Annotated in this window: 16 protein-coding genes; 5 read left to right on the forward strand and 11 right to left on the reverse strand. The window is 64.9% G+C overall.

Features of this window, described 5'->3' with window-relative positions; genetic code table 11:
• The 3 genes from AC3EMP_RS31175 to AC3EMP_RS31185 all read right to left on the reverse strand — a co-directional run bounded on the left by AC3EMP_RS31175 (position 1) and on the right by AC3EMP_RS31185 (position 3,722).
• Positions 1–1,503 carry a sugar ABC transporter ATP-binding protein gene (locus AC3EMP_RS31175; RefSeq protein ID WP_023671076.1) on the reverse strand — a complete coding sequence of 501 codons (1,503 nt, stop codon included), beginning with the start codon at positions 1,501–1,503 and terminating at the stop codon, positions 1–3.
• A 5-nt stretch (positions 1,504–1,508) separates the two neighbouring features.
• The gene (locus tag AC3EMP_RS31180) at positions 1,509–2,492 is read right to left on the reverse strand and encodes an ABC transporter permease (RefSeq protein ID WP_023714087.1); all 984 of its coding nucleotides are present in this window, start codon (positions 2,490–2,492) and stop codon (positions 1,509–1,511) included.
• A gap of 159 nt (positions 2,493–2,651) precedes the next feature.
• Positions 2,652–3,722 carry a sugar ABC transporter substrate-binding protein gene (locus tag AC3EMP_RS31185; RefSeq protein ID WP_023714088.1) on the reverse strand — a complete coding sequence of 357 codons (1,071 nt, stop codon included), beginning with the start codon at positions 3,720–3,722 and terminating at the stop codon, positions 2,652–2,654.
• 301 nt (positions 3,723–4,023) lie between these two features.
• On the opposite strand from AC3EMP_RS31185, the gene AC3EMP_RS31190 reads away from it, so the two are divergent.
• Entirely contained in the window at positions 4,024–5,619 is a 1,596-nt protein-coding gene (locus AC3EMP_RS31190; protein ID WP_352711659.1) for a GMC family oxidoreductase, read from the forward strand.
• Positions 5,620–6,078: 459 nt separating this feature from the next.
• On the opposite strand, the gene AC3EMP_RS31195 is transcribed toward AC3EMP_RS31190, so the two are convergent.
• On the reverse strand, positions 6,079–6,216 hold the full coding sequence (locus AC3EMP_RS31195; protein ID WP_023691904.1) for an endonuclease/exonuclease/phosphatase family protein: 138 nt from the start codon (positions 6,214–6,216) through the stop codon (positions 6,079–6,081).
• Between the two features lie 174 nt (positions 6,217–6,390).
• Here AC3EMP_RS31195 and rsgA point away from each other — a divergent pair, with 174 nt between their 5' ends.
• Positions 6,391–7,416, forward strand: coding sequence for a ribosome small subunit-dependent GTPase A (rsgA, locus tag AC3EMP_RS31200; RefSeq protein WP_352711811.1), 1,026 nt, complete (start codon positions 6,391–6,393; stop codon positions 7,414–7,416).
• 60 nt (positions 7,417–7,476) lie between these two features.
• On the opposite strand, the gene AC3EMP_RS31205 is transcribed toward rsgA, so the two are convergent.
• From AC3EMP_RS31205 to AC3EMP_RS31235, 7 genes are read right to left on the reverse strand one after another with little or no spacing between them, the layout of a single operon-like run.
• Complete coding sequence (locus tag AC3EMP_RS31205; RefSeq protein WP_023686509.1) at positions 7,477–8,268, reverse strand: sugar isomerase domain-containing protein; 792 nt, start codon at positions 8,266–8,268, stop codon at positions 7,477–7,479.
• A gap of 37 nt (positions 8,269–8,305) precedes the next feature.
• On the reverse strand, positions 8,306–9,076 hold the full coding sequence (locus tag AC3EMP_RS31210; protein WP_352711661.1) for a GntR family transcriptional regulator: 771 nt from the start codon (positions 9,074–9,076) through the stop codon (positions 8,306–8,308).
• Positions 9,073–9,948, reverse strand: coding sequence for an ROK family protein (locus tag AC3EMP_RS31215; RefSeq protein WP_352711663.1), 876 nt, complete (start codon positions 9,946–9,948; stop codon positions 9,073–9,075). Before AC3EMP_RS31215 ends, AC3EMP_RS31210 begins: the two co-directional genes overlap by 4 nt.
• Complete coding sequence (locus AC3EMP_RS31220) at positions 9,945–10,685, reverse strand: PIG-L deacetylase family protein (protein ID WP_352711666.1); 741 nt, start codon at positions 10,683–10,685, stop codon at positions 9,945–9,947. Before AC3EMP_RS31220 ends, AC3EMP_RS31215 begins: the two co-directional genes overlap by 4 nt.
• The gene (locus AC3EMP_RS31225; protein WP_023698619.1) at positions 10,682–11,539 is read right to left on the reverse strand and encodes a carbohydrate ABC transporter permease; all 858 of its coding nucleotides are present in this window, start codon (positions 11,537–11,539) and stop codon (positions 10,682–10,684) included. The genes AC3EMP_RS31220 and AC3EMP_RS31225 overlap by 4 nt, the downstream gene beginning before the upstream one ends.
• Positions 11,536–12,468, reverse strand: coding sequence for a carbohydrate ABC transporter permease (locus AC3EMP_RS31230; protein ID WP_352711669.1), 933 nt, complete (start codon positions 12,466–12,468; stop codon positions 11,536–11,538). Before AC3EMP_RS31230 ends, AC3EMP_RS31225 begins: the two co-directional genes overlap by 4 nt.
• A gap of 49 nt (positions 12,469–12,517) precedes the next feature.
• Entirely contained in the window at positions 12,518–13,792 is a 1,275-nt protein-coding gene (locus tag AC3EMP_RS31235; protein ID WP_023831711.1) for an extracellular solute-binding protein, read from the reverse strand.
• A gap of 315 nt (positions 13,793–14,107) precedes the next feature.
• Here AC3EMP_RS31235 and AC3EMP_RS31240 point away from each other — a divergent pair, with 315 nt between their 5' ends.
• From AC3EMP_RS31240 to AC3EMP_RS31250, 3 genes are read left to right on the forward strand one after another with little or no spacing between them, the layout of a single operon-like run.
• The gene (locus tag AC3EMP_RS31240) at positions 14,108–15,400 is read left to right on the forward strand and encodes an ABC transporter substrate-binding protein (RefSeq protein WP_023726492.1); all 1,293 of its coding nucleotides are present in this window, start codon (positions 14,108–14,110) and stop codon (positions 15,398–15,400) included.
• Positions 15,400–16,290: a carbohydrate ABC transporter permease gene (locus tag AC3EMP_RS31245; protein WP_023726491.1), complete on the forward strand. Its 891-nt coding sequence runs from the start codon at positions 15,400–15,402 to the stop codon at positions 16,288–16,290. The genes AC3EMP_RS31240 and AC3EMP_RS31245 overlap by 1 nt, the downstream gene beginning before the upstream one ends.
• Positions 16,287–17,150, forward strand: a complete 864-nt coding sequence (locus AC3EMP_RS31250) for a carbohydrate ABC transporter permease (RefSeq protein WP_023751381.1) — start codon at positions 16,287–16,289, stop codon at positions 17,148–17,150. The genes AC3EMP_RS31245 and AC3EMP_RS31250 overlap by 4 nt, the downstream gene beginning before the upstream one ends.
• The last annotated feature ends 2 nt before the right edge of the window (positions 17,151–17,152 follow it).

Genomic DNA, 17,152 nt, shown 5'->3' on the forward strand with positions numbered 1-17,152 from the left:
TCACACCATTGCCCTGAGAAGATCGACCTGGTTCGGCTTGTTGCCCGGACTGGCATCGAAGCGCGCGGTGATTGCACCGTCGCGCATCACCAGCACCTGGTGCGACAGACCGATCGTTTCCTCCAGCGTGTCGGAAATCAAAAGGATCGCCACGCCTTGCGCGGAGAGGTCGCGCACCAATTCGTAGACCTCTTCCTTGGCGCCGACATCGAGCCCGCGTGTGGGATGGTCGAGCACCAGGATGCGCGAGCCCGCCGTCATCCAGCGCGCCAGCACCACCTTCTGCTGGTTGCCGCCGCTGAGCTTGCGGCAGGCGGCATCGGGACCGGGCGCCTTGATGCGCAGCCGCTTGATCCAGTCGGCGGCAAGCCGGCGCTCCTTGCCATAGTCGATGGCGCCATGGCGCATGACGCTGGAGAGATCGGCCAGCGAAATGTTCTCCGCGATCGACAGGAACATCACCAGCCCTTCGAGCCGGCGCTCGCGCGGGACATAGCCGATGCCCTTGCGCACAGCCGGCTCCGGCGAGGAGAAGCGCACGGCATCGCCGGCGATTTTCATCTCGCCGGCATCATGCTGGACGAAGCCGCCAACGGTGCGCGTCACCTCCTCGCGGCCGGAGCCGACGACGCCGGCAATGCCGACAATTTCGCCGGCCCGGATCGAGAGATCGACGCCGTGATAGTAACCGTTGGCGCCAAGCCCCTTGGCCTCGACCATCACGATATCGCGCGGCGCGAGCTGGCGGGCCTCGCGGTAATATTCGGCCTGCAGGCCGCGCCCGACCATGATCTCGTGCAGCTCCGGCGCGGTGACTTCAGCTGCGCGGTGCTCGGCGACGACCGCGCCGTCCTTCATCGTGTAGACACGGTCGGAGATGTTGAGCACCTCGTCGAGGCGGTGCGAGACGAACACAAAACTGGCGCGGGATTTAAGCGAGCGCACCCGCGCGAACAGCACCTCGATATCAGCGGCGTTGAGCACCGAGGTCGGCTCGTCGAGCAGGATGAGCAACTGCCGCTCGACCACTTCCTCCAAGGTCAGCGCCTTGGCGAGCTCGACCATCTGGCGTGCGGCGAAGGTGAGTTCGGAGGTGCGCGCGGTGACGTCGATGTCGATGCCGATCTTGGCCAGTTGCCGCCGCGCCGCCGCGTTCATGGCGCGCCAATTGACGAGGCCGAAGCGGGTGAAGCGGTCCTCCTCGCCGAGATAGATGTTTTCGGCAACCGTCAGGTTCAGCACCAGCGACTGCTCCTGGAACACCATGCCGATGCCATGCCTGGCCGCATCACGGGCGTTGCGCATGCGCAGCTGTTCGCCATCCAGCGTGAGCGAGCCGCCATCCGGGCGGTAGCCGCCGGCCAGCACCCGCATCAGCGTCGACTTGCCGGCGCCGTTCTCGCCGATCAGCCCGACAACTTCATTGGGCCGCACTTCGATGGAGACATCGCGCAGCGCCTGGACGCCGGGGAAATTCTTGATGATGTTGGACGCCTGCAGCATGGCGTTCACTTGACGATTTTCAGGCGGACACGGTCGAGCGACAGCGCCACCGCGGCGATGATCATCAGACCCTGCACCGTCTGCTGGATGTAGGGCGAGATGCCGAGCAGGATCATGCCATTGGCAAGCACGGTGACGATCAGCACACCGATCAGCGTGTTGACGACGCCGCCCTCGCCGCCGGTCAAAGCGGTGCCGCCGACGACCACTGCGGTGACCGCTGCAAACAGCCTGCCGTCGCCGATGACGGCGTGCGACTGGCCGAGCTGTGCCGCGGCCAGCACGCCGGCAATGCCGAAGAAGAACCCTGCCAGCGCAAAAGCGGCGATGCGCACGCGCACGACATTGACGCCGGAGAGCTTGGCGACATCCTCATCGCCGCCGATCGCCAATATGTGGCGGCCGAGCTTGGTGTGATACTGGATGACAGTGGCGAGCAGGAAGGCGCCGAACGCGACCCAGACCGCCACCGGCAGGCCGAGGAAACGGTGCAAGGCCAGGTCGCGGATCGAGGCGTCGTTCAGCTTGATGGCCGTGCCGCCCAGCATATAGACCGACAGGCCGAGGCCGATGAACCACATGCCGAGCGTGCCCATGAAGGACGGGATGCGCAGCATGGTCTGGACGAGACCGCTGACGAAGCCCATGGCGGTGCCGGCGGCGATGGCAGCGAGCACCGCCCACCAGCCATAGTCGTTGCCGTTGCCGTCATTGGCGGCGAGCAGCACAAGCACCATTGCCGCCACCGAAAGCGTGCCTTCGACTGCGAGGTCGATGCTGCCCATCAGGATGATGAAGGTCAGCCCCATCGCCAGCGTCAGCGGCACGGCGGCGGAATTCGCAAGCCGCACCAGATTGCGCAGCTCGATGAAATTGGGATTGGCAATGGCGATGAGTACGCAGAGTACAATCAGCACCGCCAGCGGCGCCAGGCTGCGCCAGCGCCTGCCGCCCAGGAATGTCGCGATGCGGCCGGGGAACGATGTCATAGGCGTCGTCCGCTCGATGTCCGAAACGGACTTCAGGGGTTCTGTATGGATTGTCAAGAAACCGCTTCCCGTCTGCTGGTGACAGCCGTCGCGACAAGGGGATCGCGACGGCTGCGGGAGGAAGCGGGCCGCCAGGGAGGTGCAGCCCACTCCGATGGATCAGGTACGGATTGCTCCGGTGACCCGGCCCCACAGATCGTTCCAGTCGATCTCGGGCTTCGCATCGACATTGGTCTTGTAATATTCCTCGACATTGTCGTGCGAGATCAGCACCGCCTTGCCGTAGAACTCACGGTGCTCCGGCGGCTCCTTGGTCGGGTCGAACTTGCCGATCTTGGCGTTGTAGCCGATGGCGAGACCCATGCCGCCCTGCCAGAACGGATCCGAAGTGACCGTGCAGGCGAATTCGCCGGTGCGCACCGCATCGACCGCCGTCTTGATGCCGTCGACGCCGACGATCGGCACATTGCCGGCGAGGTTTTCGGCGCGCAGCGCTTCCAGAGCGCCCGAGCCCATATCGTCATTGGCCGCCCAGATGCCCTTGATGTCGTCGCCGAAGCGGGTGAGCAGATTGCCCATCAGGTCGAAGGCTTCGGTCGACTTCCAGTTGGCGACCTGGAAATCGAGCAGCTTGATGTCCGGGTTGGCGGCAAGCGCTGCGTCGAGGCCCTTCTTGCGTTCGATCGCCGCCGTGGTCGAGATCAGGCCGCCGAGCGCTACGATGCCGCCCTTGCCGCCAATGGTCTTGAACAGGATCTCGGCGATGGTCTTGCCGCTGTCGATGCCGTCGAACTCGATATGCGAGACATAGTTCGGGTTGAAATCCTTCGGGTGCAGATCCCCAGGCTTGTTCCACTGGGTCACCACATAGGCGCCGGCCTTGGCGCAGGCCTCGACGATCGGGCGCGCATCGGGCGTGTCGTTGGGATCGGAATTCAGCACCATGTTGCCGCCGGTCTTGGCCAGCATCGCCTTGATGTCGGCAATGCCCTTCTCGCTGTTGCCTTCCGAAACCAGCGTGACGTGTTCCAGCCCGGCCCATTTGGCATACGCTTCGGCGCCGGTCTTCCACACCGCGTGATAGGGGTTGGACAGCGAGCGGATCGACGTCACCAGAGTCGGCTTGTCCTGCGCGCGCAGCACGCTCGGCATGGCGAGTGCCGCCACGCCGGCGGTGGCGCCCATCATCAGCGTGCGCCGGTTGACCGCAAAATTCTTCGTGTCGTTCATACCTCGAAACCTCCCGATTGAATTCTGTTCCGCCCGGCATCTTGCGCGTGGAGCGCGGCCGGGACCTCCTGGTGAGGATCGTCAAGCTCCTCCACTTGTACGACAACCCTTCAACACGATAACCATACCCTTTCTCTTGACGCGGCACAAGCGACTTGAGATCGTCGCGCGCAAGAGGAAGGGGCGGTGATCACCGCTGGCAGGAGCTTGATCCCGAAAAGTGGGAACCGGTTTTCTCGGACAAACGGGAAACCGTTTTGTCCGGAGATCATGCTCCAACAAAGAGAACCCGGGAGTGGAAATGACGGATTACATCATCGTCGGCGGCGGTTCGGCTGGCTGCATTCTGGCCGCCCGGCTGAGCGAGGACCCGGACGTGTCCGTCATGCTGCTCGAGGCCGGTCCGCCCGACACCGATCGCTACATCCATCTGCCGGTCGGCTTCTTCAAGATGACGTCGGGGCCGCTGATCTGGGGCTATGACACCGCGCCCGGCAAGGAGATCGACGGCCGCACCATGGTCTATCCGCAGGCGCGTGTGCTCGGCGGCGGCTCCTCGATCAACGCCCAGGTGTTCACCCGTGGTTGCCCGCAGGACTACGATGGCTGGGCGACCGACGATGGCTGTGCCGGATGGAGCTATGCCGACGTGCTGCCCTACTTCGTCCGCTCCGAGGGCAACGACACGTTTGCCGATGCGCAGCATGGCATTGACGGCCCGCTCGGCGTCTCCAGCGGTGCGCCGCATCCGCTGACCCGCATCTTTGTCAAGGCGGCGCAGCAGGCGGGCCTTCCTTTCCGCGCCGACTTCAACGCCGGTGAGCAGGCGGGCGCCGGCTTCTACCAGACGACGACGCGTCGGGGGAAACGCTCGAGCACGGCGGTCGCCTATCTGAAGCCGGCGCTCGGCCGCAAGAATCTGACGCTACGCACCGACGCCTCCGTCAGCCGCATCGTGGTCGAGAACGGCCGTGCCATTGGCGTGGAGATCATCGCCAATGGCCGCACCGAACTGCTCCGCGCCGAGCGCGAAGTCATCGTCACCGCCGGCGCCATCGGCTCGCCGAAATTGCTGATGCTGTCCGGCATCGGCCCGGCCGCGCATCTCGGCCAGCACGGCATCAAGGTGATCCACGATTCCAAAAACGTCGGCCAGAATTTGCACGATCACATGGACGTCGACGTCGTCGCCGAACTCAACGGCCCGCATGGCATCGACCGTTACAAGAAGAAGCGCTGGCAGGCGGTTGCCGGTCTCGAATATGCGCTGTTCGGCAAAGGACCGGTGGCCTCCAACATCGTCGAGGCCGGCGGCTTCTGGTGGGGCGACCGCGCGGAGAAGACGCCGGACATCCAGTTCCATTTCCTGCCCGGCGCCGGCGTCGAGGAAGGCATCGGCTCGGTTCCCGGCGGCAATGGCTGCACGCTGAACTCCTACCATGTGCGCCCGCGTTCGCGCGGCAGCGTCACGCTCAAGTCCGCGGACCTGCGCGATGCGCCCATCATCGACCCCAACCCGTTCGCCGAGCGCTATGATCTCGAACGCGCCATCGACGGCATCGAGATCAGCCGCGAAATCCTGTCGCAGCCAGCCTTCGCCAGATACATCAGCCGCGAGCATCTGCCCGGCAAGGCGATGCAGGGGCGCTCAGCACTCGAAGCCTTCGCCCGAGAACATGGCCGCAGCGCCTATCACCCAGTCGGCACCTGCCGGATGGGCGGCGATGCCGACAGCGTCGTCGATCCCGAGCTGCGCGTGCGCGGTCTGCAAGGCCTGCGTGTCTGCGACAGCTCGGTCATTCCAAGCATCGTGTCGTCGAACACCAACGCCGCCGTGGTCATGATTGCGGAGAAGGCTGCGGATCTGATTGCGGGGCGAACGCTGCCGGTGGCGTAAGCAGGACAATCGCATGTGGTGGCGCCACGCGATTGCCCTGCCTTGAGCACCTGTCGCTGAGCGCATAGCACTCGAACCGCACTAAAAACGACAGCCTCCCGCAGCGCCTTCAACCGACGCTTGCGCAACCCACCAACCGACCGGAAACCCCCGGTTGCGGGCTCGTTGCCGACGCCGGCGCGGGGATGTGAAAGCGCTTTTGCGCCAGTTCCGCGATCACACCATATGAACCGATCCAAGCTCTGCTAGCTTGTGGGCGTGGGACGTGTCCCGCTTTGGCCGGTGCTTCAGGCAACCCCATCCCAACCCCCCGCCCCCTGCGGTACCGGCCATCCCCCTCCCCCTTTTGGCAGGCTTCTCGACCTGCCATCCTCATCCGTCCCTGCCAACTTCGAGGTCGACGACGAGGCCTGATGCGTGGCATGCAAATCAAGACCATCGGCAGCGTATCGAGGGATTTCACATCGGCTGTCTGGACGACGTCCTGGAGAGCGACAGATCGGGGTCGAGCCGCCTCAGCTCCCGGTTGATGGCCGCCAGGCGCTCCGGTTCGCCTTCCGTGTTGCAGACATTGAGAGTAACGACGCGTAAGCGCATCAGCGAACCACCGCCGCGATGCGTTCCAACGTGGTGCGCGAAACGGCTCGGCCATCGGCGCGGTTCGGCTTGCCAAATGCCGCCATGCCGCCCATACACGGCTTGAACAACCGCCCCGAGGGTCCGCGCCCATTTTGCCAAAGGATACTCTCCGATGTCTGTGACGCCGTCCCCCTGGTCAAAGCCGTGACGGCCTCCCTCGCAAGCCTGGGCTGGACGGATTTCTTCGGCGACCAGCTTGAAGCCGATGAGGCAGACCTCGTGCCGACGCGCATCGCCTCGGTGCACCGCGACCGCCTGGCCGGCCTGTCCCGGGCAGGGCCAGTGGATCTGACGCTGCCGGCCAATGCCAACACCGGCGACTACGCCGTCGGCGACTGGGTGCTGGTCGAGCAGCATACACATCTGCTGCTCCGCCGGCTGACCCCCAAGACGGTGCTGGAGCGCCGTACCCAGGGCGGCAGGATCCCGCAGCTGGCCGCGGCCAATGTCGACACGCTGTTCATCGTGACGTCCTGCAATGCCGATTTCAACATCGCCCGGCTCGAGCGCTATCTGGCGCTGGCCAACGAGGCCGGAACGACGCCGGTGATCCTGCTGACCAAGGCCGACACCGCTGACGATGCCGAGAGATACCAAAGCCAGGCTGCCGCCCTTCAGCGTGGTTTGCCCGTAGTGACGCTGAACCCGCGCGTCGCCGATGCCGCAGCGGCGCTTGCTCCCTGGTGTGGCGCAGGGCAGACGGTGGCGCTGGTCGGCTCCTCCGGCGTCGGCAAATCGACGCTGGTCAACACGCTGGCCGGAGCGGCGCAGCAATCGCCGCAACAGACTGCGGGCATTCGCGAGCACGATGCCAAGGGTCGCCACACCACCACGGCGCGGTCGCTGCACCCCATCGCCGGTGGCGGCTGGGTAATCGACACGCCGGGCATGCGCACGCTGCATGTCAGCGACGTCGCATCCGGCATCGACACGCTGTTTGCCGAAATCACCGAGCTCGCACCGCTGTGCAAGTTCCGCGACTGCACCCATGTCCACGAACCGGGCTGCGCGGTGCAGGCTGCGTTGAAGGCGGGTACGCTCGACCCTGAGCGCCTTGCCCGCTGGCGCAAGCTGTCGGAGGAAAACCAGGGCAACACGCCGGTTCAGAGCGGCCCGCGCGGCAACAAATCGCCTGCCGGGCGCCCGAAGCGGCGTTGAGAGGATAGGAATTGCGGAACGAGACGTCGGAGGCCCGGCATGTGCCGGGCCTCCCTTTTTTCACTCTCCGCGCATCGTTGCCTGGAAGGTCGGCAGGTGCTTCTGCTGCGCCTCCAGCATGCGCTCGCGGTAGACGCCGTAGATGACGTCGGTGTCGTGCAGCGTCACGCCGGCAATGGTCGGCGAGGCGAAGACCGGCAGTTCGATGCCGCGCTTGGCGAGCTGCTCGGCCGTGCGCGCGATCAGCTCATGCGCCAGGATCATGGCAAGCACCGTCGATGAGCCCGACACCGGCCGGCTCCAGCCCTCGACCGGCACGATGGCGTCCTCGATCGGCGAACAGGTGTCGATGACGAGGTCGGCGGCATCCGCCAGCCGCTTGCCGGACGAGTGCGTCGCCGGCTTGTCCAGATTGTTCTTGCTGGTGACAGCGACGACGAAGATGCCGCGCTTCCTGGCGTAGAGCGCGGTGTCGATGCCCGACGAGTTGCGGCCGCTATGGCCGAAGATGATGATCGAATCGCCCTTGTTGAGCGGCTGGTGGTCGAGGAATTTTTCGGCGTATCTTTCCGTACGCTCCAGCCACAAAAGCTCGCGCACGCCGCCGGCGCCGAGCACATTGTGCCACATCACGCGCGGGTCGGTCAGGGGGTTGAAGCCGACATAGCTGCCATATCGCGGAAACACTTCCTGCACCGGCAGCACCGAATGGCCGGAGCCATAGAGATGCACCAGCCCGCCGCCCTCGAGCGAGTCGGCAAAGCGGCTGGCGGCCTGGCCAAAGGCCTCTTCATTGGCTTTCGCAGCCTGGTCGATGAGGGCGGCGAGACGGTGGATGTAGAGATCGGACACGTGGGTACTCCTGTTTGCTGGGTCGGTCTGGAATGGATCAGCTTCTCGGGTTCAGCGGCACGCGTCCGGCGCGTAGCGTCGAGCGGATTTCGTAGCGGTCGCCGCGCATGATCGAGACGGTGAATTCGAACGGGCCGCGCTCGTCGGTGGTGATGCGTTCGACGACGAAGGCCGGGCTGCCGACAGCGAGGTCGAGCAGTTCGGCGTCCGCCGCGCCGACCGCGCCGACCCGGTAGTTTTCCCGCGCCGCCACCGGCACGATGCCGTAATGGCGCTCCAGCGCCTCGTAGAGCGAGCCCTGCAGCAGGCCGGCATCGAGGAAGCCCGGCACGCGCACGGCCGACAGCTGCGCCGTCTGAATGCCGATCGGCTCGTTGTTGCCGAGCCGCAGCCTGCGAATGCGCACCACCGGATCGCCTTCCTCGATCTCCAGCGCGCCGGCAGCCGCCGCGTTGGCGATGGTCAGGCTGCAGTCGAGCAGGCGCGAGCCCGCGACCACGCCCATATTGCCCATCTCCTGGGTGAAGCTGGTCAGCTCGCGCGTGCCGGCGACCAGCGTGGTCGAGCGCACGAACGTGCCGCGGCCATGTTCGCGCCTGAGCAGTCCTGCCTCCTCGAGGTTGCGCAAGGCGTGGCGCAGCGTGATGCGGCTGACGCCGAACAGGGCGCACAGCCTGTCCTCCGCCGGGATCTGGTCGCCCGTTGCCCATTCGCCGCTCTTGACGATGGCGCGGATCGCCTCTTCGACCTGATACCAGAGCGGCTCCGGCCGTCTGCGGTCCGGCTGCTGAAAGCTTGCTTCGCTCATCGCACATGCCTCCACCCTTGCCCAACGGCGCCGGCCAGCGCCGCGCCGACGAGGCCGGCGCGGGGACCGAATTTTCCGGGCTTGACGTCGATGCCGCGCAGATGCGGCGGCAGTTGGCGTCGCAGCGCTGCAAGCAGCGGCGGCCGGATCACATCCAGCGCCTCCGCCAAACCACCCGAAATCAGAACCGCTTGCGGATCGAGCAGCGCGACAGCGCCTGCAAGCGCGGTGCCGAGCTGTCGCGCCGGCAGTTCAAGCAAGGTGAGTGCGGCCAGTTCGCCGGCCTGGGCAGCGGCGATCAGCTGGCGGCCGTCGGCAAGGCCGATCTGTCCGGCAAGGGCATCAAGCGCCCGGCCCGACGCGACGCGCTCCAGCCAGCCGCTGCGCTCTTCACCATGATCCCTCACGTCGGCGCAGGCCCAGCCGAACGAGCAGGCGCCGCCATGCGCGCCGGCAACGATGCGGCCATTGGCCAGCACCGCCGAACCGATGCCGGTGCCGATGGCGAGCAGGATCGCATCCGACATGTTTTTCGCACTGCCTTCGACAGCCTCCGCCAGCAGCGCAATCTGCGCGTCATTGCCGAGCGCTACGCGCAGTTTGGGAAACAGCGGCTGGATATCGACGCCGTCGAGGAACGGCAAGTTGGGCATCCAGCGGCAGATTGAGCCCTCGACCAGACCCGGCACCGCGATGCCAAGCGCTGAGACCGACCCGGCCTCAGCGCACAGCGCGTCGATGCGCGCAATGAAGGCACCAAGGGTTGCCGGCGCCGGCTCGCTGCCCAGCGCCTCCAACGCACCGACATCGCCCGTAGATACGGCGGCGCGCAGATTGGTGCCGCCGAGATCGATGGCGAGTACCCGCCTCATCGACCGGACCCTTTGCCGAAGGGGAGCGAGAACAGGCCGCTGCCGGCATTCCACGAATGCGACGCCGCCGCGAAGGCCTGCGCATGGCGCGTGCCACGCAGGCAGCCGCGCAGCCGGTAGAGCGAACTGTAATAGTCGACATAGGGGAAGCTGCTCAGGCCGCGCGCCAGCTCATACTCCATGACCGCGTCGCGCCAGGCCTCGAACCCGTCGCTGACATCGACGAGATGCTCGGGCCGGAAGCCGTCATCGTCCTCCCAGTTCTCGCCGAACAGCAGCAGTTGCGGCGTGTGCGCCGGATGGTCGCTGGCAACGGTCGGCAGTCCGGCGAAGAAGATACCGGTCTTCGTCAAATGCGCGGCGGCGCGATGGTCCTTGTGCCAGCTGCCATGCCAATGGGTGATGACGATCTCGGGTTTCAGCTCGCGAATGATGTCGCCCACTTCGAGCGCCGTCTGATCGTCTGTGGGCAGGAAGCCGTCGCGCAGGCCAAAGCTACGCATGGCGACGCCGAGCCGCTCCGCCGCGCTGCCCGCTTCCTCTTCCTTCTGCACGCAATAATGCGCGGGAACCAGGTGCGGATGGCCCTGCTCACCCATGGTCAGATGCAGGAAGGTCACCGTGGCGCCGCGCTTGACGGCAGCGGCCGCCAGCGGCCCGGCCATCACCTCGGCATCGAAGGCGTGTGCGCCGACCACCAGGATGGCTTTCGCCGCATAAATCCTGTCTTCGATCATTTCATGCCCCCTCCGGTGCCGACGCCTTCGCGAATCTGCCGCGCCAGCAGACAATACATGATCAGGATGGGCGCCATGGATATCGCCAGCGAGGCGAACACCAGGCCCCAGTCGGTGCGGAACTGGCCGACGAAGACGCTGATCGCCAGCGGCACCGTCTTGTAGCGGTCGTCGAAGATGAAGATCAGCGGGAAGAAGAAATCGTTCCACACCGCGATCGCGGTGAAGATTGCCACGATCGACACCGCCGGCTTGACCATCGGCAGGATGATCTGGAACAGGATGCGGACCTCGCCGGCGCCGTCCATGCGCGCCGCCTCGTCCAACTCGGAGGGCAAGACGCGCATGAAATTGGCGAAGATGAAGACGGCGAAGGGAATGCGGATCGCCGAATAGACCAGGATCAGCCCGGTCAGCGAATCCAGCAGGCCGAGATTGCGCATCAGCGTGAACAGTTCGACCGAGGCCAACCGGATGGGCAGCATGATGCCGGACAGGAACAGGCCGAGCATGATGGCATTCCAGCCAAGCTTGTAGCGGCTGAGCGGATAGGCGGCCATCGCCGAGACGACGATGGTGAGGATGACGGCGCCGCCCGTGACGATCAGGCTGTTGATGAAATTCTGGCCGAGATCGGCGCGCGTCCAGGCGTTGATGAAATTGTCGAAGGCAAAGCTTTGCGGCAGGCCGAGCCTGTTGTCGTAGATCTCGGCCGTGGTCTTGAAACAGGAGACGATGAGGATGTAGAGCGGCAACAGCACGGCCGCCGTCCAAACGACCAGCACCGTCCAGCCGGGCAGCCGCGCCAGCTGCCGAGAGATGGCCGGTCTTTGTGAAATCGCCAGCGCGCTCATAGCTGCACCGTGCGGCGGTCGAAGAAGCGCAGCATCATGAGCGTGCCGATGCTGAGGATCAAAAACAGCACGGTGCCGAGCGCCAAAGCCAGACCGATATCGGTGATGCCGACAGCACCTTCCGCGCCGAAGGCCAGCCGGTAGAAGTACGTCACCAGCGTGTCGGTCGAATAGCTCGGATTGCCCTGCACGCCCTGCATGACATAGACGATGTCGAACTGGTTGAAGGTGTTGATGAACGACAAAGTCGTCAGCGTGCCCAGCGCCGGCATCAGCAGCGGCAGCGCGATCGAGAACAGCATGCGCGCATTGCCGGCGCCGTCAAGTTTTGCCGCCTCGAAAATCTGGCCGGAAATCTGCCGCAGACCTGCCGTGTAGATCAGCACCGGCAGGCCCATCCAGTTCCAGGCATCGACGGCGATCAGCATGGCGAGCGCGGTGTGGCTGTTGCCGAGCACAGTCAGGCTGCCCTGGTGCAGGCCGAGCCCGTTCAGCGCCCATTCGACGACGCCACCCGGTGCCAAAAGCAACCGCCACAGCGCGCCAATGATGACCGGGCTCAGCACCGCCGGAAAGAAGAACACCGACTGGAAGAAGGCCGCACCCTTGTCGCGCAGGAACAGCAGCCAGGCGAACAACAGGCCGAGGCCATTTTGGAAGACCATGATGCCGAAGAACCAGGCGGTGTTGTGCCACAGCGCGCCGTAGATCCGCGCGCCGCTGGGGAAAACGAACAGCCTTGAGAAATTCGACAGGCCGGCGAACTCGACCATGCGCAGCCCCTTCCAGACGAAGAAGCTGCCCCACAGCGACATCCCCAGGGGATAGAGGACGAACAGCGCATAGACCGCCAGCGCCGGCAGGATGAACAGCACGGCCATGCGCTGCTGCGTGCGGCGAAGGCTGCTGGTGCGGCGAAGGGTGCTCATGCGCTTTTCTGGTCCGTGAGAGGCCGGCCGCTTTTGCGACCGGCCGCGCCTACTGCTTCGGCTTGAACCAGGTGGCGACCGCGGCCTGCATGTCGGCCGCCAGCTTCTCCGGCGCGATGTTGCCTTCGACCATGTCGATGATCTCCGACTGCAGCACCGAAGACGCCGTCGGCGACTGCCAGCGGAAGCCGACCAGCGTCAGATAGGGCGTCGAATTCTTCGCCATCTCCATCATCGCGGCCAGCACTGGATCCTTCACCGTCACATCCGTGCGGGCCGGCGGCCAGCCGAGCTCGTCGGCGAACATCTGCGCGAACTCTGCCGAAGCCATGAAGCCCAGCACCTTGGTCGCGGCTTCCTTGTTCTGGCTCTCGGAGACCAGGCCATAGGAGCCGTCGGAGAAGGCCGAGGTGTAGAGTTTTGCCCCGGCATCGTCGGCGGGGAACGGGAAGATCGAGAATTTCAGCTTCGGGTTCTGCGCCTTGAAGCTGCCGTTCTCGAACGAACCGCCGAGGAACATCGCCGCCTTGCCGCCGATAAACTGCTGCGTGGCGGTGGTGTAGTCGATACCGGCGAAGCCGTCGGGGAAATACGGCTTCAGCTCGGCGAAGCGCTTCAGCGCCGCCACATAGCGCGGATCCTCGAAGGTCGCCTTGCCGCTCATCATCTCGTCGTAGAAGCCAGGACCATAGACGGTCGGGCCGACGACGCCGACGGCGATCTCCAGTTCCCAGGCCGAGCCGTTGGCGCCGCCGGTGGCGATCGGCGTGATGCCGGCCGCCTTCAGCTTCTCGCAGACAGCGGTGAAATCCTTGTAGGTCTTGGGGATCTCGATGCCTTGGGCGGCGAAAATATCCTGGTTGTAGAAGACGCCCATCATCGGCACCGAGTAGGGCACGCCGTAGACTTTTCCGTCAGCGCGGCCACGCGCGCCGCCAAGCGCCGCGTCCTCCATGTTCTTCAGCTCCGGCACGCTGTCGTCCAGCGCGTCGAGATAGCCGGCCTCGACGAAGGGCTGCAACTCGCCATAGGCCTTGAGCTGCGCGATGTCGGGCCCGCGGCCGCCCCGCAGCGCCGTGCTCAGCCGGTTCTGGTAATCGGCATCGGGCGTGAACTGGATGGCGACCTTGATGCCGGGGTTCTTCGCCTCGAAGGCATCGAAGATGCGGCGCATCGCTGCCTCGTCCTCGGTGCGCCAGCTCCACAGCGTCACCGTGCTGTCGGCGGCTCGCGCCGGCAATGAGGCGAAGACACCGGCGCAGGCGGCGGCAAGGCCGCCGATCAGGCCAAGTGCTGCGCGCCGGTCAAGTGAAAGCATGCTCATTGCCAGTCTCCCATTGTTCTCTGTCCTTGGCGTCCCGCGGCATTTCCTGCCGTGAGAGAGTCATTGGCTCGGGAAAGTCATTATAATGACATAGCGGCATTCGCAAGAGGTCTGCTGCGCCTCAGGAATGTCGGCGTTGGCCCCCTCACGACATTGCAGTACCCGCATCCGTTTGTTACCTAACGATAAATATCCACATTCCAGCGCTGCAAAGAAATCTGTGACCGTACCATGTGAGACTTTTTCGCCAGCAAGCCCTTGCGTCGCCGCGCTAACTTGTCATAACGTCATTGTGAACCGATAGGAGGATGAGGAATGTCGTTTGCCTGGACGTCGAAACTGGCACTGGCCGCAGGCCTCGCCATCCTGCCCACCACCGGCTGGGCGCAATCGGTCAACATCTCCTATCTCACCCACTGGTCGCCGGAGACGGTCGCGTTGCTGGAAGCGGCGGCCAAGGATTATGCCAAGACCAATCCGGATGTCAGCGTCACCGTGCGCGCCGTCCCCTTCGGCGACCTCCTGACCACGCTGCGCTCGCAAGGCGGCGGCGCGGACGGCCCGACGATCGGCGGCATCTACGATCTCTGGTTGCCGGAACTGGCGCGCGACAAGCTGGTCGCGCCCGCTCCCGATGCGGTGGCCAGCGAGGTCAAGGCCGCCTGGCCGGCGGGCATCACGAGCGCCGCCTCGGTCGGCGGCACGCTCTATGGTATCCCCAACGAGATCGACGTCTATGCGCTGAACTACAACAAGGCGCTGTTCAAGCAGGCCGGCATCGCGGCGCCACCCAAGACCTGGGACGAATTCAAGGATGCGGCCAAGAAGCTGACCAACAAGGATGCGGGACAGCAAGGCTTCGGCATGATCAATTCATGGGCCGCCGGTGTCGTTCATCCCTTCGCCTCGCTACTGGTCTCCAATGGCGGCGACCTGGTCAAGGACGGCAAGCCGGTGCTAGACAGCCCGCAGGCGACCGAGACCTTCCAGCTCTATGAGGACCTGATCAAGTCGGGCGCCAGCGTGCCGGCGATGGCGACCGCAGACGCCAACACCACCGGCCCCTTCCTCGACAATTTCGTCTCCGGCAAGACCGGCATGATCATCATGGCCAATTGGTGGGAGAGCGCACTGAAGGCCGGCATGGGCGACAAGTTCGCCGACATTGCAACGGCGCCGCTTCCCGTCGGCCCGAGCGGCGACAAGCCGCATTCGATCTCCTACTCCTGGATGACCGTGGTCAACGCCAATGCAGGTGCGGCCGAGCAGAAGGCGGCATGGGACTTCCTCGCCTGGCTGAACAATCCAAAGTCCGGAAAGAACGGCGCTTCCGCGATGTCGGATATCCTCATGTCGATGGGCATCCTGCCCTCACGCCTCTCCGACATCGAGGCGCACAAGGACAAGCTCGGCTCGGAATTCCTCTCCGGCTATGTCAGCGTGCTCACCGACGCCAAGCCGTTCCCGGTGGTGCCGGGCGGCCAGGAATTCTCGGAATCGCTGCAGCAGACGCTCGAGGCGTTGCAGTATGGCCAGGTCTCGGCCAAGGATGCGCAGGCGACGGCGCAGGCCGACGCCATTTCGATCCTGGAGCGCGCCGCCAAATAATGATTCAGAGGTACCGTGCCTCGGCGGGCATCATGCTGGCGCCCGCCGTGACGCTGATCGGCATCTTCGTCCTGTTGCCGATGCTGCTCACCGTCTGGCTGTCGTTCCAGGACTGGTCGACGCAGACGCCGTTTTCCAGCGCCAGCTTCATCGGCCTCGACAATTTCCACGAGATTTTCGGGGCCACCTCGATCGGCCGCGACTTCAAGGCCGCGCTCACGAACACAGCCGTCTACACCGCGCTCTCCGTCGTCCTCATCCTGCCTCTGTCGGTGGCCTTCGGCCTGATGGTCTACCAGCGCGATGTCGCCGGCGGCACGGCGCTGCGCACGGTGCTGTTTGCCACCTACATGGTGCCGATGATCGCGGTGGCGCTGGTCTGGTCGAAGCTTTATTCGCCGAGCGAAGGGCCGCTCAACCAGATGCTCGGCCTGATCGGCATGGGACCACAGCCCTTCCTGTCGTCGCCGCGCTCGGCGCTGATCTCGATCATCTTCCTCAATGTCTGGCAACAGGTCGGTTACTTCACCGTTTTGGCGATCGCCGGGCTGACGCAGATCCAAGGCAGCCTCTACGAGGCGGCGAAGCTCGATGGCGCCAGCCGCTTCGAGCAGTTCCGCTTCATCACGCTGCCGCTGATGCGGCGCACGCTGTTGTTCAGCGCCGTCATCGCCATCATTAACGCCGTGCAGGTGTTCGAGCCGGTTGCCCTGATCACGCAGGGCGGGCCGGTCGGCTCGACCAATGTGCTGACCTACCACATCCGCCGCGTCGGCATCGAGCGTGCGCAGGGTGGACTGGGTTCGGCCATGGCGGTGATGCTGATGCTTTCGCTGATCGTCGTCGTCTGCGCGCTGTTTGCCTTCGCCAACCGGAAGAACGACGAATGAGTGCGGAATCGTCGAGCCGGCTGTCGCGCAGACGCCTGTCCGGCCGCAAGGCGCTGCTGGCGACGCTGATGCTGCTGGTCGCCGTCGCCTCGGCCTTCCCGCTGGTATGGATGGTGCTGTCGAGCCTCAAGACGCCGGCCGAGAGCATGCAGGTGCCGCCGGTGTGGATCCCCCTTACGCCGAGCTTTGACGCCTATGAGAAGGTGTCGGGCGTGGTCAATGTCGGCCGCTCGATGTGGAATTCTCTGGTCATCGCCTCGATCACCACCGCCGGCATTCTGCTGACCAGCATGATGGCCGGCTACGCCTTCGCCAAATACCACTTCCCCGCCAAGTCGCTGCTGTTTTCTGTGCTGATCGCCACCATGTTCCTGCCGCCGATCGTGACGCTGATCCCGCTCTATCGCCTGGTCGGCTCGATCGGCCTCAACGCCAGCCTCGCCGGCATCATCGTGCCCAATCTCGCCAATGCTTTCGGCATCTTCCTGATGCGCCAGTTCATCTCCGGCGTGCCCGACGAGCTCATCGACGCCGCGCGCATGGACGGCGCCTCGGAGTTCTTGATCCTCTACAAGATCGTCGCGCCGAGCGTCGCCCCCGCAATCGCGGCTCTGGCCCTCTTCGCCTTCGTCTATCACTGGAACAGCTATCTGTGGCCGCTGACCGTGCTGCAGGGCAATGCCGACGCCTATCCGATCGTCATCAGCCTGAGCCGGTTGCTGAGCTACAACAGGGGCGCGGTCAACACCGGCCTGGTGATGGCCGGCGCGACGCTGGCCGTGCTGCCGCCGCTCATCCTGTTCGCCTTCCTGCAGCGCTTCTTCGTCGATTCCATCGTCGGCTCGGCCATCAAGGGATAGCT

It is taken from the genome of Mesorhizobium sp. P160219 (genome assembly GCF_057786095.1).